At 57.6% G+C, this 22,061-nt stretch carries 21 protein-coding genes; 13 read left to right on the forward strand and 8 right to left on the reverse strand.

Annotated elements, in window-relative coordinates:
* The first annotated feature begins 2 nt into the window (after positions 1–2).
* From BXY66_RS03360 to BXY66_RS03375, 4 genes are all read left to right on the forward strand, one after another.
* Positions 3–2,090, forward strand: a complete 2,088-nt coding sequence (locus BXY66_RS03360; protein WP_132858760.1) for a 3-hydroxyacyl-CoA dehydrogenase NAD-binding domain-containing protein — start codon at positions 3–5, stop codon at positions 2,088–2,090.
* Between the two features lie 4 nt (positions 2,091–2,094).
* Positions 2,095–3,282: an acyl-CoA dehydrogenase family protein gene (locus BXY66_RS03365; protein ID WP_132858761.1), complete on the forward strand. Its 1,188-nt coding sequence runs from the start codon at positions 2,095–2,097 to the stop codon at positions 3,280–3,282.
* 1 nt (position 3,283) lies between these two features.
* On the forward strand, positions 3,284–4,354 hold the full coding sequence (locus BXY66_RS03370) for an acyl-CoA dehydrogenase family protein (RefSeq protein ID WP_132858762.1): 1,071 nt from the start codon (positions 3,284–3,286) through the stop codon (positions 4,352–4,354).
* A gap of 160 nt (positions 4,355–4,514) precedes the next feature.
* A complete protein-coding gene (locus tag BXY66_RS03375; protein WP_132858763.1) occupies positions 4,515–5,387 on the forward strand; it encodes a hypothetical protein in 873 nt (290 codons plus the stop codon).
* A 53-nt stretch (positions 5,388–5,440) separates the two neighbouring features.
* On the opposite strand, the gene BXY66_RS03380 is transcribed toward BXY66_RS03375, so the two are convergent.
* From BXY66_RS03380 to BXY66_RS03405, 6 genes are all read right to left on the reverse strand, one after another.
* Positions 5,441–5,854, reverse strand: coding sequence for a hypothetical protein (locus BXY66_RS03380; RefSeq protein WP_132858764.1), 414 nt, complete (start codon positions 5,852–5,854; stop codon positions 5,441–5,443).
* A 77-nt stretch (positions 5,855–5,931) separates the two neighbouring features.
* Complete coding sequence (locus BXY66_RS03385; RefSeq protein ID WP_132858765.1) at positions 5,932–6,387, reverse strand: YHS domain-containing (seleno)protein; 456 nt, start codon at positions 6,385–6,387, stop codon at positions 5,932–5,934.
* 87 nt (positions 6,388–6,474) lie between these two features.
* A complete protein-coding gene (locus BXY66_RS03390; protein WP_165929094.1) occupies positions 6,475–7,254 on the reverse strand; it encodes a hypothetical protein in 780 nt (259 codons plus the stop codon).
* Positions 7,255–7,343: 89 nt separating this feature from the next.
* On the reverse strand, positions 7,344–8,546 hold the full coding sequence (locus BXY66_RS03395) for an acetyl-CoA C-acyltransferase (protein ID WP_132858767.1): 1,203 nt from the start codon (positions 8,544–8,546) through the stop codon (positions 7,344–7,346).
* Between the two features lie 93 nt (positions 8,547–8,639).
* Complete coding sequence (locus BXY66_RS03400) at positions 8,640–9,122, reverse strand: MaoC family dehydratase (protein ID WP_132858768.1); 483 nt, start codon at positions 9,120–9,122, stop codon at positions 8,640–8,642.
* Positions 9,123–9,365: 243 nt separating this feature from the next.
* Positions 9,366–10,310, reverse strand: a complete 945-nt coding sequence (locus BXY66_RS03405; protein WP_132858769.1) for an adenylate/guanylate cyclase domain-containing protein — start codon at positions 10,308–10,310, stop codon at positions 9,366–9,368.
* Between the two features lie 197 nt (positions 10,311–10,507).
* Here BXY66_RS03405 and BXY66_RS03410 point away from each other — a divergent pair, with 197 nt between their 5' ends.
* The 8 genes from BXY66_RS03410 (at position 10,508) to uvrC (ending at position 17,929) form a co-directional block, all read left to right on the forward strand.
* Positions 10,508–11,023, forward strand: a complete 516-nt coding sequence (locus BXY66_RS03410; RefSeq protein WP_132858770.1) for an SRPBCC family protein — start codon at positions 10,508–10,510, stop codon at positions 11,021–11,023.
* Between the two features lie 149 nt (positions 11,024–11,172).
* Positions 11,173–12,102, forward strand: a complete 930-nt coding sequence (locus BXY66_RS03415; RefSeq protein ID WP_132858771.1) for an ABC transporter ATP-binding protein — start codon at positions 11,173–11,175, stop codon at positions 12,100–12,102.
* Entirely contained in the window at positions 12,099–12,860 is a 762-nt protein-coding gene (locus BXY66_RS03420) for an ABC transporter permease (RefSeq protein WP_132858772.1), read from the forward strand. Before BXY66_RS03415 ends, BXY66_RS03420 begins: the two co-directional genes overlap by 4 nt.
* A gap of 101 nt (positions 12,861–12,961) precedes the next feature.
* Positions 12,962–13,759: a S49 family peptidase gene (locus BXY66_RS03425; RefSeq protein ID WP_132858773.1), complete on the forward strand. Its 798-nt coding sequence runs from the start codon at positions 12,962–12,964 to the stop codon at positions 13,757–13,759.
* 173 nt (positions 13,760–13,932) lie between these two features.
* Positions 13,933–14,886 (forward strand): calcium/sodium antiporter, encoded by a 954-nt coding sequence (locus tag BXY66_RS03430; RefSeq protein ID WP_132858774.1) that lies wholly within the window; start codon positions 13,933–13,935, stop codon positions 14,884–14,886.
* Between the two features lie 22 nt (positions 14,887–14,908).
* Entirely contained in the window at positions 14,909–15,688 is a 780-nt protein-coding gene (locus BXY66_RS03435; protein ID WP_132858775.1) for an SDR family oxidoreductase, read from the forward strand.
* Positions 15,689–15,692: 4 nt separating this feature from the next.
* Complete coding sequence (locus tag BXY66_RS03440) at positions 15,693–16,058, forward strand: hypothetical protein (protein WP_132858776.1); 366 nt, start codon at positions 15,693–15,695, stop codon at positions 16,056–16,058.
* Positions 16,055–17,929 (forward strand): excinuclease ABC subunit UvrC, encoded by a 1,875-nt coding sequence (gene uvrC, locus BXY66_RS03445; protein WP_132858777.1) that lies wholly within the window; start codon positions 16,055–16,057, stop codon positions 17,927–17,929. Before BXY66_RS03440 ends, uvrC begins: the two co-directional genes overlap by 4 nt.
* 8 nt (positions 17,930–17,937) lie before the next feature.
* Here uvrC and BXY66_RS03450 read toward each other — a convergent pair whose 3' ends face one another.
* The gene (locus tag BXY66_RS03450; protein ID WP_132858778.1) at positions 17,938–18,852 is read right to left on the reverse strand and encodes a tyrosine recombinase XerC; all 915 of its coding nucleotides are present in this window, start codon (positions 18,850–18,852) and stop codon (positions 17,938–17,940) included.
* On the reverse strand, positions 18,849–19,559 hold the full coding sequence (locus BXY66_RS03455; RefSeq protein ID WP_132858779.1) for a DUF484 family protein: 711 nt from the start codon (positions 19,557–19,559) through the stop codon (positions 18,849–18,851). The genes BXY66_RS03450 and BXY66_RS03455 overlap by 4 nt, the downstream gene beginning before the upstream one ends.
* Positions 19,560–19,737: 178 nt before the next feature.
* Here BXY66_RS03455 and BXY66_RS03460 point away from each other — a divergent pair, with 178 nt between their 5' ends.
* Positions 19,738–21,945, forward strand: coding sequence for a primosomal protein N' (locus tag BXY66_RS03460; RefSeq protein WP_207911283.1), 2,208 nt, complete (start codon positions 19,738–19,740; stop codon positions 21,943–21,945).
* Positions 21,946–22,061 lie beyond the last annotated feature (116 nt).

Raw genomic sequence — 22,061 nt, forward strand, 5'->3', positions numbered from 1 at the left:
AGATGAGCGAGAACCAAGTCGTCAGCGTTGAATATGTGGGTGAAATCGCCCTGATCTGTATCGACAATCCGCCGGTGAACGCGGGCAGCGCCGCCATGCGGCAAGGGCTGCAAAAGGCTGTTCAGGATGTGAATGCCGAGGGCAAAGCCAAAGTCATGGGCGTGTATTGCGCGGGCAGGACATTTGTGGCCGGGGCGGATATTTCCGAGTTCGGCAAGCCGCCGCAACAGCCGTTTATGCCGGACCTGTACAACGAGGTTGAGGCGTCCGAGATCCCTCTTGTGGCCGCAATTCACGGGACCGCACTGGGCGGCGGTCTGGAGCTTGCAGTGTCTTGTCACGCCCGCGTGGCGGTGCCGACTGCGCGCGTTGGTCTGCCTGAAATCCATCTGGGACTTCTGCCGGGGGCAGGTGGCACACAGCGTGTGTCGCGTCTTGCAGGCATCCCTGTGGCGCTGGATCTGTCTCTTTCGGGTCGCCAGATGCCTGCCAAGGAAGCGCTGGAAGCGGGCATTATCGACCGTATCATGGAAGGTGAGCCGCGCGACGTTGTGCTGGCCGCAGCCGAAGACGTCATCTCAGGTACACTTCAGACCCGTGTGACCCGTGACATAGAAACAAAAGCGGATGACGCCGCGATTGAAGCTGCGAAGGCCATGGTTGCCAAGAAGGCGCCCGGCCTGAACGCGCCTGTTCAGGCGATCACGGCGGTTGCCGCGTCTACTTTGCCGTTTGACGAGGGGCTGGCGGCTGAGCGCGCGGCGTTCATGGCCTGCATGGGCACAGACGAGTCCCGAGGCATGATCCACGCCTTCTTCGGCGAGCGGGCTGTGGCGAATATCCCGGAGAAAAGGGAGACACCGCGCGACGTGCAGTCGCTGGGTGTGATCGGTGGCGGAACAATGGGGTCGGGAATTTCGACTTCTGCCTTGATGGCAGGCCTTCCGGTGACCTTGATCGAGGTCACGCAGGAAGCACTGGACCGAGGTGTGGCGACGATCACCGGCAATCTCGAGGGCGCAGTGAAACGCGGGAAAATGTCTGAGGCCAAACGGGATGCTGCGTTGGCAAACCTGACTGCGTCGACAGATATGAACGCGCTGGCCGAGGTTGATCTGGTGATCGAGGCGGTGTTCGAGAAAATGGAGATCAAGAAGGAGATCTTCGGCAAGCTCAACACGATCTGTAAACAGGGTGCCATTCTCGCTTCCAACACATCCTACCTCGACATCAACGAGATTGCAGCGATGACCGACCGTCCGCAGGACGTACTCGGCCTTCACTTCTTCTCGCCCGCGCACATCATGCGTCTGTTGGAAGTGGTGGTTGGCGAGAAAACCGATCCTGCCGTTGTGGCGACTGGTTTCGCGCTGGCGAAACGCATGCGCAAGGTTGGCGTACGCGCAGGGGTTTGCGATGGGTTCATCGGCAACCGAATTCTGGGGCATTACCTCAAGACAGCAAGCTATCTGGTGCTGGATGGTGCGCATCCGGATCAGGTGGACAAAGCCTTGGAAGCCTTCGGTTTTGCCATGGGACCACACCGCGTTGGCGATTTGGCCGGTCTGGACATCGGCTATATGACCCGCAAGCGGCTTGAGCCCACCCGGCCGCCCGAAGAGCGCTATGGTGGAGCCATTGCCGACCGCCTGAGCGAAAATGGCTGGAATGGACGCAAAACAGCGAAGGGCTACTTTGTGTATGAAGGTCGGGAGACATTGGAGAACCCTGATCTCGATGGCATCATCGAGGAGGTCCGTGCCGAAGCAGGCATCACACCCAAGACATTCTCCGACGAGGAGATCGTTGACCGCTATATGACCGCAATGATTTCTGAGGCCGCAAGGGTGCTGGAGGATGGCATCGCATTGCGTCCTGTAGATGTCGATGTGGTTTTCCTGATGGGGTACGGCTTCCCGCGCCACCGTGGCGGACCGCTGCACTATGCCGACACGATCGGTGCCAAAGCACTGGTGGAGCGGATTGAAACCTATGCCAAGGAAGATGCGTATTACTGGCAGGTGCCTGCGTTGCTGCAGAAGATGGCAGACGAAGGCGGCAGCTTTGACAAAATGAACAAGGGGAAATGATCGGATGGACCTGAGTTACAGTGCAGAGGACCTCGCGTTTCGCGACGAGGTCCGCGCCTATCTGGCGGAGAACCTGCCCAAGCACATGACCGATGCGGTACGTGCCGGTGGAGAATTGACCAAGGAAGTGATTGAGGAATGGCATGCCATTCTGAACCGGCGAGGTTGGCTCGCGACGATCTGGCCAAAAGAATTTGGCGGACCTGGCTGGACGCCTGTGCAGAAGCACATCTTTGAGGAAGAGTGCTGCCGCGCCTATGCGCCGCGCATCGTTCCATTTGGCCTGAACATGCTAGGGCCTGTGCTGATCACCTTTGGCTCCAAAGAACAGCAGGAACACTATCTGCCGAGAATTCTGGATGGCACGGATTGGTGGTGTCAGGGGTACTCGGAACCTGGAGCCGGCTCAGACCTTGCTTCCCTCAAGACCAAAGCCGAGCGCGATGGAGACGAGTGGGTCATCAACGGTCAGAAGACCTGGACCACGCTGGGGCAGCACGCCGACTGGATTTTCTGTCTTTGCCGGACCGATCCGGATGCGAAGCAGCAGGAAGGTATCAGCTTTATCCTCGTGGATATGAATACACCGGGCATTGAAGTGCGTCCGATCAAGCTGATTGAAGGAGGCTACGAGGTGAACGAGATCTTCTTCACCGACGTGCGTGTTCCGGTTGGCAATCTTGTGGGCCAGGAAAACAAAGGCTGGACCATCGCCAAGTTCCTGTTGACGCATGAGCGCACTGGGATTGCCGGTGTTGGCTTCTCGATTCAGGCACTCGAGGAGGTGAAGTCTATTGCCCGCAAAACGATGCGTGGAGGCAGGCCGCTGATCGACGACCCACTGTTTGCCGCACGTATCGCTCAGGCAGAGATCGATCTTGAAGCAATGAAAATCACCAATCTACGGATGCTGTTCAAGGCACAGGAACAAGGTGCTCCCGGACCTGAGACGTCGCTTCTGAAGATCAAGGGAACAGTGATCAATCAGGAACTCAAAGACCTCGCACGACGCGCGCTGGGGCCGGCGGCGGCACCATTCCCTGGGCATGTCACGGAAGGTAACCTGATGTTTGGTCCACCCGATACCGAGCACAACGCAGCGCGCTATTTCAACAACCGCAAAACCTCGATTTTTGGCGGATCCAATGAGATCCAACGCAATATCGTGACCAAGACAATGCTGGAGCTGTGAGATGGATTTCAACCTGACCGAAGATCGCCAAATGCTGGCGGACACGCTGGGCCGGTTTCTTGGAGAACAGTATCCCGTCGAGCATCGTATCAAGGTAGCTTACGACGCGCCGTATCACGATCCTGCCCTGTGGGATCAGCTTGTCGAACTTGGCGCGCTCTATGCGTTGGCGCCTGAAGACGCTGGAGGCATGGGCGGCACGGGTTTTGATATTTCCGTGGTTTTTGAGGCTCTCGGTAAGACGCTGTGCCCGGAGCCTGTGCTTGGCGCGTTGATGGCGTCGCGGCTGCTGGCTGCGGCAGGTGCTGATCTCGAGGCTCTGCTGACCGGCGCAACGAAATATGCGGTCGGTATCACGGAAATCGACGCACCTTATGAGCTGGATCAGATTGCAACGGTTGCAACCGCCAAGGGAGATGGCTTCGCGCTGTCTGGGCGCAAGTCGACAGTGTATGGCGGACAGGTGGCGGATGTTGTGCTTGTCGCGGCCAAGCATGGCGACGGGCTTGGTGTATTCGCGGTTCAGGCTGCAGACGCCAATGTGACCGGATATGGCATGATGGATGGCGGCGGTGCGGCTGAAGTCCTGCTGGATGACACGCCGGCCACTTTGGTCATGGCGAACGCGGAAGCTGCTTTGGAAGACGCCCTGAATGCCGGTATCGTGGCGCTTTGTGCCGAGGCCGTCGGTGCAATGGATGTCGCGCATTGGACGACGGTAGAATACTTCAAACAGCGTAAGCAGTTTGGCGTGCCGATCGGCAAGTTTCAGGTGCTGCAACACCGTGCGGTAGACATGCTGACGGAGATCGAGCAGGCGCGTTCTATTGTGATCAAAGCAGCTGCTGAGCTGGGTGGCGACGATGCAGCCAAGTATGCGTCGATGGCCAAGAACATGATCGGCCGTGCGGCCCGCCTTGTTGCCGAAGAAAGCATCCAGATGCATGGCGGGATCGCCATGACTTGGGAATACGCGGTCAGCCATTATGCCAAACGCCTGATCATGCTGGATGCACAGCTTGGCGACACTGATTATCATCTCTCGCAGGTGATGAAAGGTTACGCAGCTTAACCGCCTTAAATATTTAAAAAATATGAGGCCGCTCCATAGTTTTGGGGCGGCCTTTTTCTGCGATATGTTCTTTTTTTGTTCGCAGTTAAGCTTTCGGCAACCAAAAGCTGGAAAGCTAAATTCAGAGTTCAATTTTAGTCAGTTTGAAGCGGTTTTGGTTATGGGTAGTTTTGTTATTTTGGCATTGGTCGGAAGCGTCATGGGCATGGGCATTGTTTCCAGTGTCATGGGAGAAATCGAAGGACAGGTTCGGGACGTTGTGAACGAGGAACTGGACAAGTTCGAGGAGGATTTCGAGCCCGAGATTTCTGATGTGTCCGATCTGTTGGGTGATCCTGAGGAAGTTGAGGAGGCAGAGACCGTGCAGGGGCGGGATGTCGAGCGGGATCCGGAGGCCGTTTTGCTGGCGGCCATCGCCGCGGACGACCCCGCCGGTCAACCAGACGACACGTCCGCCGAGGATGCGGCTTTCGAAGAATTTCTAAAGGAAGGCGGAAAGTCAGGCTCTCTTCCGGAACAGCATGGTCAAGAGGAGGATGCGGAGCTTGCCGCCGAAAAGACCGAGTTGAACGAGGGGGAGCTGAGCGAGCGTGTGGCGCCCTCGGACGATCTGGCGCGGACCGCTGAAAACGACGCTCCTGACGATCTCTTGACCTCCGCAAACAAGAATAGTGCGGGCGCCGGACCGGTGGATTTTCTCGATTTGGGCGTGGAAGAAGCGACGTTGGAAATGGTTTCCGCGGAGAAGACGGAGACCTCTCTTGGTGAAACCGACATGTCGGCTGTTGTGTTCGAGGATGTGGACGCGGAGGGCGAGATGCTCGTGATCGAAGCAGAAGCAAATCTAACAGCGGAAAGGGACTCGGAAAGCTCGTCCATTGTGGAAGTCGCGCTGGAGCATGCCGAAGACGGGCTGGACGTGATTCTAACCGACGAGGCCGGGCACGAAGCGGTGGTGCATGCCAAAACGGATCGGCCTGAAGACCTGCAAGTGATGGTCGTACAGGGCGAACGGGTAGTAGCACTGGCTTGACCCAGACGACGGCGGTCTGAACAGCGCCCGGCGGATCGGGCGCTGTTTGCGTTTCAACCGACGAGCAATCCCACCAGCGCGCTGTAGTTCAGCAGCAGGTAAGGCAAAATCGCAAGGTTGGCGAAGATCAGGATCGGCAAGGCCCAAAGCGCGGTGATTAACAGCGAGCCCTCCAACAAGTAGATCACGCCCAGCGACAGGAAGACGCTGATATAGAGATCCAGCCCGATTTGCCGACCCCAGAGGTACCTGTTGATCGTTCGCACAGTACGGAAGAAGTTTTCGGCCTTGGTTGCGTAGAGCGAAAAAGCTGTGAAAGCCACAAAGACGACCATCAGTGCAATTTTGCCTGTTGCATGGGTGTCAGGCAGGGCGAACAGCCCCTCTCTTCCGCCGAACATCAGGGCCGCTGCAAGAAAAACGGTGTAGAACAGCCAAAGCCGATAGCGTAGCCACAGTTTGAACATTACGAGCCTCCCGATCGCGATGTGGAAAGGCTCGCAGGTTTGGCTGCCCGATCAAGGAAAACGTAGGGGCAGGCAGGTTAGCCAAGGATGCCCGGCCAGTTGGCGAGGCCCTTTTCAATGTTGCCGGGGATATCCTCTCGCCAAAGCGACTGAGCGTGCAGATTGTAATTCAGGTAGAGTTTGCCTTCGTGGATCGTCCAGGCTTCGGGCACGGTCGGGGCAAGGTAACCCTTGGATGCTGCATAGGCGCAGTAGCCGCCGAACACCGGCGCGAAGGATTCCGGGCTCTCAAGGAATTCCGCTGCGTTGCGCGCGTCCGAGAAATGCCAGTTCGCTCCATTCCATTCCACCAAGTTGGCTGCGGAGCCTTCAACAGGTTTGCTTTCCTTGAAATATGCGACCGGATCATAGCCATTGATCGCGGTTGGATTCTGGAACACCTCCGGTTCCTTGGCGAGTGCGACTTTGGAACTGATGCCAAAGGCGATTGGGGTGGCTGCAAAAAGGCCAAGAGCGGCGCGACGTGTGATCATTCTGAGTCCTCCTGTTTGAAAAAGACTATAGGCACCGTTCGCTGCCTGTTGCACCCACCTGACCAGAAGGTGATCGGGGCGTGAGACTCAGCAAATCGGAACCAAAAACGAAGGCAGGGTACTTGCAAAGCCGGAAGTCATGCGCGCTTTGTTCGCGGAAATATCCAGCAGAATTGCAAACAGGCAGACCATCAGGATTGAGTAGCCAAAACCCCAATAGTCCTGAAACAGGATGGCATAGAACCAATCGGTCCCAAAAACGTAGATGCCCGCGCCGAGGGCGAGAGCGGTGCTGAGCAAGGCGACGGGGTAGACAAGCATAGGACCTTTGCCGTTGCGCACAAAAGTTGCTGCAAATATCGCGGCAAAGGCGACCAGATTTGTGGTCAGGAAGATGGTCAAGTCGCGCATCAGGGCATCCAGCAGGCTGTTGTAGCGGCCTTGGATCACGGCTTCCAATCGTTCGCGCGCCGCAGCTACGGTGCCGATTTGGTCTTGCATGGCGTTTTGTAGCGCAGTCGCGATTTTTGTTTTCGACGCTGAGTTGTTCTCACAATCACAAAGTCGCGCAACTGCGCTGGCGACGAACAGATGCGCGCCTTCGGCAAGCTTATTGCCGATGGCGGTTTCTTGGGACTTGAAGCGCTCTGTCAGTTTGGAGATTCCTGCCTCGGCGGAGCTGTCAACAAGCATTGGAAAACGGTCGGCAACCTCTTGCTGGATTTGGGCGGTTACAAACCTCAGGGAAGAGTTTTTTATCAAATCCGAATTTGTGTGAATGAGTGCCAACAAAGCTGCCATCAGCAGTGCGCCGAAGGCCGCGAAAACCCGAAAATTCAAAACCATTGCCGCAACCATTCCTGTCAAACTTCGCTCAAAGGTTGATTTTTGGCGCGGGGATGTCAACGAAAAAGGCGGCGCAAGGAGCGCCGCCTTTCAACTTCAATTTCAGAGACTTAAAGAACTTCGAAAAGACCTGCAGCGCCCATACCGCCGCCGACGCACATGGTGCAGACGACGTATTTGGCGCCGCGGCGTTTGCCTTCGATCAAGGCGTGGCCAACCATGCGGGCGCCGGACATGCCATAGGGGTGGCCGACGGAGATCGCGCCGCCATTGACGTTTAGAATCTCGTTCGGGATGCCGAGAACACGTGCCGATTGCAGAACCTGACAGGCAAAGGCCTCGTTCAGCTCCCAGAGACCGATGTCATCCATTTTCAGGCCGTGCGCTTCAAGAAGTTTCGGCACAGCGTAGATCGGGCCAATGCCCATTTCGTCCGGCTCAAGACCCGCTGCCATAACACCGACGTAGCGGCCGAGCGGCTCAAGTCCGCGTTGTTCTGCCATTTTTGCCTCCATCACAACGGAAGCGGAGGCGCCGTCTGACAGCTGACTTGCGTTGCCGGCAGTGATGTTCTGGCCTTCTTTGACCTGCTGACCGCCTTTGAAAACGGGGTTCAGACCTTGAAGGTTTTCCAGAGTGGTCGACGGGCGGTTGCCCTCGTCTTTGTCGAGAGTCACTTCGTGGAAGGAGATTTCCTTGGTCTCCTTGTCCATGACACCCATGGTCGATGTCAGAGGCACGATTTCATCGTCGAATTTGCCAGCTTCCTGTGCGGCGGCTGTACGCTGCTGAGATTGCAGAGCGTAGGCGTCCTGATCTTCGCGAGACACGCCGTAACGTTCCGCGACGATCTCCGCGGTCTCAAGCATGGTCATATAAAGCGCGGGCTTGTTTTCCTTGATCCAGGGATCGCCTGCGCGGTCCATGCGCATTTTTTCGTTTTGTACCAGAGAGATGGACTCGACGCCGCCGCCGATAGCGACATCCATGCCATCGTGCACAACCTGTTTGGCCGCGGTTGCGATTGCCATCATGCCGGAGGCGCACTGACGATCCAGTGACATGCCAGCGACGGTAACAGGAAGGCCCGCGCGGATCGCGGCCTGACGGCCGATGTTGCCGCCTGTAGAGCCCTGTTGAAGCGCGGCACCGATCACGCAGTCCTGCACCTCGGACCCGTCCAGACCGGCACGGGACACGGCGTGGGACACCGCATGGCCAATCAGTTCTTGCGCTTGAGTGTTGTTGAATGCCCCGCGATAGGCTTTGCCAATCGGCGTACGGGCGGTGGAGACGATCAAGGCGTCGCGCATCTAATAATGTCCTATTTTCTAGCGTCTGTATGACGTCTGTATAACGTCGGTATCGCGTCAGTGGCGGTTGCGTCCCGTTTGGAACGTAACGTCCTAGCTGGCTTTCTTGAGGGGTTCCTCAGCGTTTTCAAAACGCAGATTTTTCCACTGGGCGATCAGGGCGGGTTTGTCTTCCCCTTTGATCTCCACAGTGACATTCCACTGCATTTCGATCACGCCGGGCTGGGGTTCCGCGTATTTGGCGAGAGTGAAGCGGCCACGGATTTCGGCGCCTGCGCGGACTGGCGCGACAAAGCGGACCCTGTCAAAGCCATAGTTGACGCCAGTGGATTCTGCTTCGGTGCGGGGCACGGCATCAGCGATCATCTGGGACAACAGTGACAGCGTGAGAAACCCGTGCGCGATTGTGCCTCCGAAGGGAGAGTCTTTTGCCGACTCGGGGTCCGTGTGGATGTATTGGTGATCGCCCGTCGCTTTGGCAAAAGCGTCGATCATTTCCTGATCGATTTTGACCCATTTGGAGAGGCCGTATTCGCAGCCCACGCCGTCTTCAAAGTTCAGAAGTCTCGAAATCATTTTATGTCCTCCCATCATGGCTTTTGCCAGAATTTCGCAATGCGGAAAAACATTCCGCAACTTGATCACAGGAGAGGGGATTCGGATGCGTCTGTCAATGTGCGGAATGAAATTCCACTATGCAGAAAATAACACTGTTCGCCAAACAAATAAGGGGCGTGCGAAATCGATCGCAAAACCGTGAATACGGAACGTGGCGTAAGCTTTGGAGCGGCTAGAAGGCTTCTTCCGGAGTTTTCGCCGTCAAGACCGACGGGTGGACCGGCGCATCACTTCAAACAGAACCATCGCGCCCACGGGCCAAATCGCCCAGAAAGTGCCGTTCCATGTGAAGAGATTCATAAGAACGAGAAAACCGGCCATAATCATGCCGCGGATTTGCAGGGGGTTCCAACGGCTGGTTGCCAAAAGAGGCGCCGCGTGCAGGCCCGCGAGGGTTGCGAGAACAAGGGCAGGGTAGTGGGCCCAAATGCCCCGACCGGAAAATGCGTCGATCAGGCACAGGCCGAGAATGGCGATGCCGAGCGGTTTGATCCGTTGGAGAATGATCTCTTTCGCCGAGGCGGAATTGTCGGGCGTAGGATGATGGGTCGGCGCACGTGGCGCAGGCTCGGGGTTTGTGTGGGAGGGCCGCTCAGGTTCCTTCAGGTGTACTGCTGGCCCGGCTGTGCCGAGTGTGGAAATGCCATAAACCTGGACGCCTTCGGAAAAATTGCGAGGGTGTTTTTCGCCAAGGTCCTGAAAGCTGACAGACAGTTTACCGTGCACTTGGTCGTAGACTTGCCGAGAAATAAGAATGCCGCCGGGTTCTGCCATGCTCTGAAGCCTGGCGGCGAGGTTCACACCTTCGCCCAACAAATCGTCCCCATCGATCATGACGTCTCCGAGGTGGATGCCAATACGGAAGTGCAGCGCGAGGTCGGGGTCCGCGGGCAACGCGCCGAGTTCTCGTTGTACTTCGATGGCGCATTGAACGGCCTCAACCACGGACGGGAAGTCTGCAATCAGGCCATCACCTGCGGTGTTGGCAACGCGACCGTGGTGACGCGCAATGAATTTTTTGAAAACCGCGCGGGCGGCTTTGAGCGCACGCAAACCTTCCTCTTCGTTGTGTTCCATGACGCGGCTGTAACCGGCCGCGTCGGCGGCGAGGATGGTTGTCAACTTGCGTTGAATATCGGACGGCATCGGAAAACTCTCGAAATCAAATAACAGGTACGTGATCCTGATATGGGGCGTGTTAACCTTTGGTCAACGGCGGGTGTGTCGCAGGTCAGGGAATTGGCACCTGTGGCCCCGCTTTACGACCTTGGTGTGCTTGCAGGCCGCGCGCTGCCTGCCTAGGGTGCGCGAAAGTGAAGGGCAAAGGATCGGGAGGGTCAGCCATGCATATGAGTGATGAACGCGAGATCGCGGCGCCGGTGGCGGACGTCTGGGCGGCATTGACCAGCGCGGAGACCTTGCAGGCCTGTGTGCCGGGGGCGAAAGAAGTGACCGGCAATGCCGAGGATGGCTTTGAGGCGACCGTGACCCAAAAGGTCGGTCCGGTTAAAGCAACCTTCAAAGGCAACGTGGTGTTGTCCAACATGATTGAAGGCGAAAGCCTGACGCTGACCGGAGAAGGCAAGGGCGGCGCGGCCGGTTTTGCCAAAGGTGGCGCGGACGTGAAGCTGGTTGAGACCGAAGCCGGTACCCTGTTGAGCTATGAGGTTGACGCAAAGGTTGGCGGTAAGCTCGCCCAGCTTGGCAGTCGGTTGATTGATGGCTTTGCCAAAAAGATGGCGGACCAGTTTTTCACCAACCTTCAGGAAGCTCTTGAGGGGCCTGCCGAAGGCGGGGCGGATGAGGCTGCCCCTGAGGGTGAGAAGAAAGGACTTCTCAAGCGTTTGACTGGCGGCTGAGCTCCGGTCGTCTGACGCGCCTTTCCGGTTGGAACGATCTGGAAGGCGCACAGTCCAACCTGCGTTAGCGCACAAACAATTCCCCATGATTTGCCCTTTCGCTCAAATCTCGGCCTGCTAGGCTGCGCGGCGGAGAGAGAGGGACAATCATGACTTCGATTGTGGACATTCGCGACCTGCGCAAAATTTACGACGGCGGGTTCGAAGCGCTGAAAGGCGTCAGCCTGAGCATTGAAGAGGGTGAGATTCTCGCGCTGCTTGGGCCAAATGGCGCTGGGAAAACCACCCTTATTTCAACGATTTGCGGAATCACAAACCCCAGTTCCGGGCATGTGAAGGTCGGTGGTTTCGACGTCGTGGAACAATACCGCGGCGCGCGCTCGATGATTGGCCTTGTGCCGCAGGAAATGAGCCTTGAGCCGTTCACCAAGGTAAAAGACACGGTGGCGTTTTCTCGCGGTCTTTTCGGCAAGCCGCGGGATGATGCCAAGATGGAGAAGATCCTGCGGCAGCTGTCGCTGTGGGACAAGCGTGACGCGCGGATCATGGAGCTTTCGGGCGGGATGAAACGTCGGGTTATGATTGCCAAGGCGTTGATACATGATCCGAAGGTGCTTTTTCTTGATGAGCCGACCGCAGGCGTGGACGTGGAATTGCGCAAAGACATGTGGGATGTGGTGGCCGGCCTCAAGCAGGAGGGCGTGACCATAATTTTGACCACGCACTATATCGAGGAAGCGGAAGCGATTGCTGATCGGGTCGGGGTCATCAATGGAGGGGAGTTGCTTCTGGTCGAGGAAAAGAACGCGCTGATGCAGCGTCTTGGGCAAAAGACGCTTCAGATCGAGTTGCAGGAAGCTGCCAGTAACATTCCTGATGCGTTGTCAGCATACGAGGTTGAGCTGGTCAACGGCGGGACAGCGCTGCGCTACACATATGACACACGTGCCGAGAGCACAGGGATTACCCGCTTGTTGGCAGCGCTGTCGGAAGCGGGGCTGCACATGCGTGATTTGCAAACAGAACAATCAAGCCTCGAGGACATCTTTGTCGGGCTGGTCAAGGAGGGCGCGGCATGAACTGGGCGGCGGTTTCATCCATGTACGTGTCCGAGATGACGCGGTTTTTCCGGACCATAGCGCAGAGCTTTATCTCTCCGGTGATTTCCACTTCGCTGTATTTTGTGGTCTTTGGAGCCGCGATCGGGAGCCGGATCGATCAGGTTGAAGGCGTGAGCTATGGCGCGTTTATCGTCCCGGGATTGATCATGCTGTCGGTAATGACGCAGGCGATTTCGAATGCCTCGTTCGGGATCTACTTTCCGAAGTTCATTGGCACGATTTACGAACTACTCTCCGCACCTGTGAACTTTCTCGAGGTGGTTTTGGGTTTTGTGGGGGCGGCTGCGACCAAGGCGCTCTTTATCGGGGTGGTCATTCTCGCGACGGCGTCTCTTTTTGTAGACATCCAAATCCAGCATCCAGTTGCGATGGTGGTGTTTCTGTTGCTGACCTGTCTGAGCTTTTCGCTTTTCGGGTTCATCATCGGCATTTGGGCCCAGAACTTTGAGCAGTTGCAGTTGATCCCGTTGTTGGTGATCACGCCACTCGTGTTCCTTGGTGGGTCCTTTTATTCGATCTCGATGTTGCCCCCGATCTGGCAGAAGATCACGCTCTTCAATCCTGTGGTCTATCTGATCAGCGGCTTTCGCTGGAGCTTCTTTGGCACCGCAGATGTGCCGGTGGGCCTTAGTTTGCTGGCTATTGCCGGATTTACCGCGGTTTGTATGGGCGTGATTTGGTGGATTTTCCGCACAGGTTGGCGCATTCGTGCCTGACCCGCATTTATCCGCCAGTTTCTTTGGCAAATTCGCAACGCCTTCGGTTTCCTGAGGGCGTTGCCTTGTTTAACCTTTAGGCGCTCTCTACATCCCAACCCATGAAACGCTGGATACCCTTTCTCAAATCTGAACCCACAGTGGCTGTTGTGCGCCTCAACGGAGTGATCGCAAGTGGCGCGCGCGGGCAGTTGAACGATCAGGCGATCGGCCCGATCCTCGAAAAAGCTTTCAGCCGCGGCAAACCCAAGGCTGTGGCGCTCGAAATCAACTCTCCGGGAGGCAGCCCGGTGCAGAGTGCGCTGATCGGGGCGCGTATCCGGCGATTGGCCGAGGAGAAGGATATTCCGGTTCTGGCCTTCGTCGAGGACGTGGCTGCTTCTGGTGGGTACTGGCTGGCCGCAGCGGCGGACGAGATCTATGCGGATCACAGTTCTGTTGTCGGATCAATCGGCGTGATCTCGGCGGGTTTTGGCGCGCATGTCTTTTTGTCACGGCAAGGGATCGAGCGCCGGGTGCACACTGCTGGAGAAAGCAAATCGATGCTGGATCCGTTCCGTCCGGAAAAGGAAGAGGACGTGGCGCGTCTCAAGCGGTTGCTGGGGCAGATCCACACCAACTTTATCGACCATGTGCAAAGCCGACGCGGGGACAAGCTGGACAAGAGCGAGGACCTGTTTACTGGCGAAATCTGGACCGGCAAGGATGCGCAGGACGTAGGATTGATCGACGGGATCGGTCACATCGTACCGGTTTTGAAAGACCGTTTCGGGGACAAGGTCAAGCTGCGCCGGTATGGCGTACGCAAGTCGGTTTTCCAGCGGTTCGGCGCGACGCTGGCGCAAGATGCGTTGGCCGGTGTTGAAGAGCGTGCGGAATACGCGCGTTTTGGATTGTAGACGTGATTATAAAGATCGTCTCTCTGTTCCTGGTGGGCATGGCCGTGTTGGCCATGTTTGGCAAGCTGCGCTATCCGGGGCAGAAGCGGTTGCAGTCTGCGAAGTGCCCGAAGTGTGGGCGGTTTAAAATCGGCAAGGGGCCGTGTCCCTGTCGAAAGAACGTGGGGTAGAACATGGAGTGGTTGCTCGTCTCGCTGGGACTTGTGATCCTGCTTCTGGCAGGGGACGCGCTTGTACGCGGCGCAGTGAACCTGTCGTTGCGGATCGGTATTCCGGCGTTGATGGTGTCACTGACGATCGTGGCCTTTGGCACATCTGCCCCAGAATTGCTGATCTCACTGCAAGCCGCGCTGAAGAACGCGCCCGGCATTGCTCTCGGCAACGTGGTTGGTTCCAATATCGCCAACGTATTGTTGGTTCTTGGTGTGCCTGCGGCCATAACGGTCATGCACACCTCGGGCAGTGATACGCGCCGAAGTTTCGTTTTCATGATCATCGCAACCATCCTGTTTATCGGGTTGGCTGCCTTTGGAATCTTTACCTTCTGGTCAGGGGTAATTCTTCTGGGTGCACTGGCGCTGATGTTGCTGGACGCCGTGCGTGAGGCACACAAGCACCACAAGGAAAACAAGGCCGCCTGCCTTGATCAGGATGAAGAGGTCGAAGGCGCTGACCCGAACATGCCGTGGTGGCGCATCATTGTCTTCCTCGTGCTTGGCCTTGCCGGATTGCCGCTTGGCGCGGACCTGATGGTGGATAATGCCGAGGTTATCGCCCGCCGCTATGGCGTGAGTGACACTGTGATCGGGTTGACCCTGGTTGCGCTCGGAACCTCGTTGCCGGAACTGGCGACCACACTGATGGCCGCGTTGCGGCGTCAGGCCGATGTCGCCCTGGGCAATGTGATCGGGTCGAACATGTTCAACCTGCTGGCCATCATCGGCATCACGTCCGTGATTCATCCGATCGCGGTTGATCCCGACTTCCTGGAGTTCGATCTCTGGGTCATGCTGGGAGCATCGCTGCTGTTGATCCCGTTTGTGTTCATGAAGCGTGACATTAATCGGATCTGGGGTATCACATTTACCGTACTTTACGTGATTTTCGTATTGATTACGCTGTCCTGACGCAGCGTGCGCGGGAGGTGTGATGAAACGAGCTTTGGTTACTGGAGCGGGCAAACGGCTTGGCCGTGCCATGGCGCTCTATCTGGCGGATCGAGGATTTGATGTTGCTGTGCACTACAGCACGTCCCGAGATGCGGCCGAGGAGGTCGCAAGCCTCATCCGGAGCAAAGGTCAGCGGGCAGAAACATTGCAGGCAGACCTTCTGAACGAAGCCGAAGTTGAAAGCTTGCTTGCCGCCGCTGCTTCCTCTTTGGGGGGGGCAGTGACCTGCTTGGTCAACAACGCATCCATATTTGAACACGACACCATCGAAAGCGCGACCCGCGGGAGCTGGGACCGGCACATGGAGAGTAACCTGCGCGCACCATTTGTGCTTATGCAGGCGATGGCCGCGCAGGGGCTTGAGCCGCATCTGGATGAGGCGAACGAGCCTGTGGCAAGCGGTTTGGTGGTCAATATGCTGGATCAGCGTGTACGCAAGCTGACACCGGACTTTTCTACCTACACGCTGGCAAAAATGGGGCTTTGGGCGCTGACACAGACCGCAGCGCAAGGGCTTGCGCCTGCCATTCGCGTGAATGCAATAGGGCCCGGCCCGACGTTGCAAGGGGCACGCCAAAGCGCGGATCAGTTTGCTGCCCAGCGTGCGGCAACTGTGCTGGGACGCGGTGTGGGCCCTGACGATATTTGCGCTGCGCTCGGCTACCTGCTTGATGCGAAGGGCGTAACGGGCCAGTTGATTTGCGTGGATGGTGGTCAGCACCTTGGATGGCAGACGCCGGATGTGCTTGGTCCCGAGTGAAGTTTTGACACGATTACACGGCGAAGATGATCGCCCAACGACTGTGGTTTGGGGCTTCGCAGATGCAGCAAAAGATGCAGGTGCGGCACAAGTTTTGCACCGTTCAAGAAACCGTTACAGAACTGTTAACAATTCTGCAATGTTTTCAATCGTTTGGCTGATGTGTAAATTCTTTGTTAATAAAATCAATGACTTGCAAAAGTGCCTATTTTTTGTGCAAATCAACGAAATGGGCCGAAAACAACGAAAAATCGCGGTTCCGGCAAAGTTATCTCCAAACTTATCCACAGGAACCGTGGATTTGTTTTCTCTTGAAACAAAATCCCGAAGATTGCAGGGCCACCCAAAGAATCATATTTCAGGGCTATGAGCGAACAACATCCCCCCCAGACCGAAACTGAGACCGGCTATGCCCGCATTCAGAGTTATTTGAAAACACTGGACGGATCGCCGGGAGTTTACCGGATGTTGGATGCTGAAAGTCGTGTGCTTTATGTCGGCAAGGCCCGGAACTTGAGAGCGCGCGTCAGCAACTACTCAAGACCCGGAAACCACACCGGACGGATCGCGCGCATGATCTCGGAAACATCGTCAATGATGTTTCTCACAACCAAAACCGAGACCGAAGCCCTGTTGCTTGAGCAAAACCTGATCAAGCAGCTTAAGCCGAAGTACAACGTGCTGTTGCGGGACGATAAAAGCTTCCCGAACATTCTTGTGAGCAAGTCCCACAGCTTTCCACAGATCAAGAAGCACCGCGGCGCCAAGAAGGAAAAGGGCAGCTACTATGGTCCTTTCGCAAACGCCGGTGCCGTCAATCGTACTTTGAATCAGTTGCAGAAGGTTTTTCTTCTGCGCAATTGCTCGGACGCGATGTTTGAAAGTCGCACGCGGCCCTGCCTTTTGTATCAGATCAAGCGGTGTTCAGGGCCCTGTGTCGGCAAGATCAGTGCGGAAGACTACGCCACCAGTGTGAGCGATGCTGAGCGTTTCCTGTCGGGCCGTTCGACACAGATACAGGAAACACTGGCTGCGCAGATGCAGGCGGCGTCCGACGCCATGGAGTTCGAACGCGCCGCGGCGCTGAGAGATCGTATTCGCGCTTTGACAGCGGTGCAGGCGTCGCAGGGGATCAATCCGAGGGGCGTTGCGGAGGCAGATGTAATCGCGTTGCATCTGGAAAACGGACAGGCTTGCGTCCAAGTGTTCTTCATTCGCGCAAACCAGAACTGGGGCAATCGCGATTACTACCCGCGTGTGGGTGCCGATGTTGAGGCCGCAGAGGTTCTGGAAGCTTTTGTCGGGCAATTCTACGACACTAAAGAACCGCCGCGACAACTCATTATAAGCCATCCGATCGACAACTCCGATCTGATGGCGGAGGCCCTGAGTGGCAAGCTTGGGCGTAAGGTTGAGATATTGGTGCCTAAACGCGGCGAGAAGGCAGAGCTTGTTAGCGGCGCGGCGCGGAATGCGCGGGAAAGTCTGGCACGAAAAATGAGCGAGACGGCAACCCAAGCCAAGTTGCTTAAGGGCGTTGCAGAGGCGTTTGACCTGGACGGGTCTCCCGAACGCATCGAGGTTTATGACAACAGCCACATTCAGGGCACGAATGCTGTTGGCGGGATGATCGTTGCGGGGCCGGAAGGCTTTATGAAAAACAGCTATCGCAAGTTCAACATCAAAGGCGATGATCTGACTCCGGGTGACGATTTTGGCATGATGAAAGAAGTGCTGACGCGTCGTTTCGAGAGGTTGCTCAAGGAAGATCCGGATCGAGAGCAAGGCATGTGGCCAGATCTTTTGCTGATCGACGGCGGGGCCGGTCAGGTCAGTGCCGTACATGAGATAATGGCGGAATTTGGCGTTGAGGATATCCCCATGGTCGGGGTCGCCAAAGGGGTGGACAGGGATCACGGCAAGGAAGAATTCCATCGGATCGGGAAAAGCGTGATGGCGTTGCGGCGCAATGATCCGGTTTTGTATTTCATTCAGCGGTTGCGCGACGAGGCGCACCGTTTTGCCATCGGTACCCACCGGGCGAAGCGCGCCAAGGCGGTTGGGGCGACGCCGCTTGATGATGTGCCGGGTGTGGGCGCCACACGCAAGCGGGCGCTGCTGGCGCATTTTGGCTCCGCCAAGGCGGTCAGTCGGGCGAACCTCGCGGATCTGAAAGCAGTGGACGGCGTGTCCGATGCGCTGGCGGAAACGATTTATGATTTCTTCCACGAAGGCGGCTAGGCAGGACTTCAGGCCTTCGGGTGAGCCTTGTTGTAGACTTCCATCAATCGTGCGGTATCTACCTGTGTATAGGCTTGCGTCGTGGAGAGAGACGCGTGCCCTAAAAGCTCCTGAATGGCGCGTAGATCGCCTCCTGCCGACAAAAGGTGCGTTGCGAAACTGTGGCGCATTGCATGGGGCGTTGCGCTTGCGGGTAGGCCGAGTTGCAGGCGGGTCTGTTCCATCGCCTTTTGAACGGCCCGGGCGCCCAACGGGCCGCCTCTGACGCCGCGAAACACCTCCATTTCGGGTGTTATTTCCATGGGACAAAGGCGCAGGTAGGTATCGACGGCCTCGCGCGCAGCATCGATGACAGGCACCAGACGTTCCTTGCCGCCTTTTCCAACGATACGTAGCGAAGGCGGGAGCGGAACATCGGCGCCCGTCAGCCCGAGCGCTTCGGAAATCCGCAGCCCGCAGCCGTAGAGTAGGGTCACAACCGCGGTGTCACGGGCGCCGACCCAATCGTCGCGGGACTGAATTTCCACGGTATCGATCACCGCTCTTGCGGCGTCTTCGGCCAAAGGACGCGGTAGCTTTGCCTGAAACTTCGGCGCGCGTGTGGACAGGACAGCCGTGGGGTCAAATCCTTCGCGCTCAGCCAGCCAGCGATAGAAACTTTTGACCGCGGACAGCTTGCGTGCCAGAGAACGGGCAGAAAGACCTTGGCCTCGCTCGGATGCCATCCAGCTGCGCATGTCGGGAACCCCGATTTTGGTTAGCGGGCCGAGCCCTTGTTGCGCCCCCTTGTGCAGGGTCATGAACGCAAGGTAATCGGCAATGTCGCGGCGATAGGCATCCAGCGTGTTTTCGGAGGCGCCGCCCAGAGCAGCCCGATGGGTCAGGAACGTGTCGAGAGCATCGTGGGCCGCGGGGCTGATCACGACAGCCAGCGGCGCATGGCCCGTTCAAAGACTCCCGCAAAAAACGCGAGGAGATCAGTGCCTTGCTGAGGCGTGAACTGGTGCGGGTCTTCGGCGCCCATAACCAGCATGCCGGGCAACCGGCCTTCGCCAAGGTCGAGTCGCAAGCAGGCCTCTGAGCGTATCCAGTCGGCGTCCTCGCCATAAACGGCATCCGCGCCGGTCTGAAGCTGGCGCAAAGTAACCTGGCGTGACGGCATCGCACGACCGCCGGTCAGATAGCCGTCGACAAAACCGGCTTCGGCCATGCACAGAACATCCCCAAGCTTCTGGATGTTGGCATCGCCCGTGGCGTCCTGCTCTGTTTCCAAAACCAGCCGGACAGAATCCACGCGGAGAATATCGGCCACTTCCGCGCCTAGATCACGCAGGAAACTCTCGAAGTCCACCGGATCAAGCATACGCAGGATCGCGCGGTGAACCTGATTGGTGCCGGCAAGATTGTCATAGGCGGCAGCAATCACGCTGCGATGCGTGTCTTCGAGCCGGTCAAGGCGGGCTTCGAGCCGCTCCATGGCTATACCGCGCAAATCCACGATGTTGCCGCCCATCGTTTTCTCGTTGGCCGCAATCAGCGCGCGCATTAGATCACGGTCTTCAAGAATCACGTCAGGAGACGAAATGATCTTGTCCCGCAGGGTGTCGTCGATCTGTGGAGTGCTGCTCATGTCAGTGCCGTTTTTTCTCGTTGGCCGCACCTTAGCAGAGGGCCGCGCGGATTGCCGCAACTTTTTTGGTGACGGTTTGTGCTGTGGCAGAGGATCGCCGCCTTGCCTTTGCCGTTCAGATGCGGATGCTTAGGGCTCGCCTTCATCTGGCGTGGCAGGCACAGCGGATCACACGAGCATGACAGAGCCCGACATGGGACCGGAGTATTTTGAGGAAGGCGCGCTGGTGGCGGTTCTGACCACGCAGCCGCTGGACCGGTTTCTGGACTACAAGGCGCCAACTGGTGGGTGTTTCCGCGGTGCTTTTGTCGAGGTGCCATTGGGGCCGCGACGGGTGCTCGGGGTCATCTGGGGACCCGGCAAGGGCGACTTCGATATCTCCCGCATCCGCGCGGTCCAACGCGTTTTGGACGTGGCGCCGATGGGCGAGGACATGCGGCTGTTTCTGGAACGTGCTGCGGCGTATACATTAACGCCGATGCACGCGATGCTGCGCTTGGCGACGCGGGCGCCTGGGCTGTCGGATCCGCCTTCGATGCGCAAGATCTATCGGTTGGGCGAAGGTGAGCCGGATCGGCAAACCGACGCGCGAAGGCGTGTACTCGAGACTTTGCGCGAATATGGCGGGCTTTCCTTCACCATGGGCGAGTTGGCGCAAATGGCAGGCGTAACCAATTCGGTCATCAAAGGTCTGGTGAAACAGGGCGTCGTGCGAGAAGAGGACACACCACGCGATGTGCCATTCATGCGCCTTGATCCGGACTATGGCGGAAAAGACCTGACTGAAGCACAGGCAAAAGGGGCCGACGCCTTGAGGGCTGGAGTGCGAAGCGGCGATTATGGGACAACGCTTTTGCGCGGGGTTACCGGTTCGGGCAAGACCGAAGTTTACCTCGAAGCGGTGGCTGAATGCCTGCGAAAGGGGCGGCAGGCTCTGGTGCTGCTGCCGGAGATTGCTTTGACGGCGGAGTTTCTTACACGCGTAGAAGCGCGGTTCGGGGCGAAGCCTGCCGAATGGCATTCCGGTGTGACCATGACAGAACGGCGGCGCACTTGGAAGATGGTCGGGCAGGGCGGTGCACAGATGGTGATCGGCGCGCGGTCCGCGCTGTTTTTGCCCTATCGTGATCTAGGCTTGATCGTCGTCGACGAAGAACATGACACCTCATACAAACAGGAGGATGGCGTGCTGTACAATGCTCGGGACATGGCGGTGCTGCGGGCGTCTCTTGCTGCGTCTCGGGTGGTGCTGGCTTCTGCAACTCCTAGCCTTGAAAGTTGGACCAATGCCGAAGCCGGAAAATACGAAAAGCTGGAACTGACTTCACGGTTCGGTGCGGCTGTGCTGCCCGAAATGCGCGCGATAGACATGCGGAGCGAGGATTTGCCACGGGACCGTTGGATTTCTCCGACGCTCAAACGCGCGGTGGATCGGCGTATTGAGAAAGGCGAGCAGTCCCTGTTGTTCATCAACCGTCGGGGCTACGCGCCGGTGACCATCTGCCGGGCCTGTGGGCATCAAGTGGGCTGCGATCATTGTGATGCGCGGATGGTGGAACACCGTTTTCTGAAACGGCTGGTGTGTCACCAGTGCGGCGAGACCAAACCTATGCCCGACACCTGTCCGAGTTGTGACGTCGAAGGAAAGCTTGCACCGGTTGGTCCGGGGGTGGAACGCCTCGCTGAAGAGGCCGAAAAACTCTGGCCGGATGCGCGTCAGGCGGTTCTCTCGTCTGACCTTTTCGGATCGGCCCGAGCCCTGAAGGAAGGTATCGAGAAAATCGCGAGCGGTGGCGCCGACATCATCATTGGCACCCAACTCGTAGCCAAGGGCCACAATTTTCCTTTGCTCACGTTGGTCGGTGTAATCGACGCCGACTTGGGCCTGCAAGGATCCGATCTGCGCGCCGCCGAACGCACATTTCAGTTGATGAGACAGGTTGCAGGGCGGGCGGGGCGTTCAGAAAAGCCAGGGCAGGCGCTCTTGCAGACCTATCAGCCCGAGCATCCGGTCATCCGCGCGACGCTGGCTGGCGACGAGCTCGGTTTCTGGCGTGCAGAAGCGGACGAGCGCCGCTTCGCCGGGGTACCGCCCTTCGGCCGGATGGCCGGAATTATCCTATCCGGTCCGGATGTGTCGCAGGTTTTCGACCTTGGGAACGCACTTGCGCGAAATGCTGGCATGCTGCGCGAGATCGGCGCAGAAGTTTATGGCCCTGCGCCAGCACCGATTGCGCGCGTGCGCGGCCGGCACCGCGTGCGCTTGCTGGTCAAAGCGGACAAAGGTGCGCCTTTGCAGGCGGCGTTGGCCAAATGGGTTGGCCAGTTCAAGTTAAAGGGCGATCTGCGCCTGTCCGTCGACATCGACCCGCAGAGTTTTTACTGACCTTCTTTGTGGCCTAAAATACCCTGGAGCGCGAGGCAGCGCCTCGCATCCTGCAAGCCTGAGCGCCGAAGGCGCACCGTTTGGTCACCTCTAGACAAACACACGCTCTGTGCAAA

The sequence above is a fragment of the Shimia isoporae genome (assembly GCF_004346865.1).
GTDB classification, from domain to species: Bacteria; Pseudomonadota; Alphaproteobacteria; order Rhodobacterales; family Rhodobacteraceae; genus Shimia; species Shimia isoporae.

Bases quoted from the DNA above. Each gene is read 5' to 3' on its own strand.
- BXY66_RS03360 (WP_132858760.1), top strand. From the start codon at position 3: ATGAGCGAGAACCAAGTCGTCAGCGTTGAATATGTGGGTGAAATCGCC.
- BXY66_RS03365 (WP_132858761.1), top strand. From the start codon at position 2,095: ATGGACCTGAGTTACAGTGCAGAGGACCTCGCGTTTCGCGACGAGGTC.
- BXY66_RS03370 (WP_132858762.1), top strand. From the start codon at position 3,284: ATGGATTTCAACCTGACCGAAGATCGCCAAATGCTGGCGGACACGCTG.
- BXY66_RS03375 (WP_132858763.1), top strand. From the start codon at position 4,515: ATGGGTAGTTTTGTTATTTTGGCATTGGTCGGAAGCGTCATGGGCATG.
- BXY66_RS03380 (WP_132858764.1), bottom strand. From the start codon at position 5,854: ATGTTCAAACTGTGGCTACGCTATCGGCTTTGGCTGTTCTACACCGTT.
- BXY66_RS03385 (WP_132858765.1), bottom strand. From the start codon at position 6,387: ATGATCACACGTCGCGCCGCTCTTGGCCTTTTTGCAGCCACCCCAATC.
- BXY66_RS03395 (WP_132858767.1), bottom strand. From the start codon at position 8,546: ATGCGCGACGCCTTGATCGTCTCCACCGCCCGTACGCCGATTGGCAAA.
- BXY66_RS03400 (WP_132858768.1), bottom strand. From the start codon at position 9,122: ATGATTTCGAGACTTCTGAACTTTGAAGACGGCGTGGGCTGCGAATAC.
- BXY66_RS03405 (WP_132858769.1), bottom strand. From the start codon at position 10,310: ATGCCGTCCGATATTCAACGCAAGTTGACAACCATCCTCGCCGCCGAC.
- BXY66_RS03410 (WP_132858770.1), top strand. From the start codon at position 10,508: ATGCATATGAGTGATGAACGCGAGATCGCGGCGCCGGTGGCGGACGTC.
- BXY66_RS03415 (WP_132858771.1), top strand. From the start codon at position 11,173: ATGACTTCGATTGTGGACATTCGCGACCTGCGCAAAATTTACGACGGC.
- BXY66_RS03420 (WP_132858772.1), top strand. From the start codon at position 12,099: ATGAACTGGGCGGCGGTTTCATCCATGTACGTGTCCGAGATGACGCGG.
- BXY66_RS03425 (WP_132858773.1), top strand. From the start codon at position 12,962: ATGAAACGCTGGATACCCTTTCTCAAATCTGAACCCACAGTGGCTGTT.
- BXY66_RS03430 (WP_132858774.1), top strand. From the start codon at position 13,933: ATGGAGTGGTTGCTCGTCTCGCTGGGACTTGTGATCCTGCTTCTGGCA.
- BXY66_RS03435 (WP_132858775.1), top strand. From the start codon at position 14,909: ATGAAACGAGCTTTGGTTACTGGAGCGGGCAAACGGCTTGGCCGTGCC.
- uvrC (WP_132858777.1), top strand. From the start codon at position 16,055: ATGAGCGAACAACATCCCCCCCAGACCGAAACTGAGACCGGCTATGCC.
- BXY66_RS03455 (WP_132858779.1), bottom strand. From the start codon at position 19,559: ATGAGCAGCACTCCACAGATCGACGACACCCTGCGGGACAAGATCATT.
- BXY66_RS03460 (WP_207911283.1), top strand. From the start codon at position 19,738: ATGACAGAGCCCGACATGGGACCGGAGTATTTTGAGGAAGGCGCGCTG.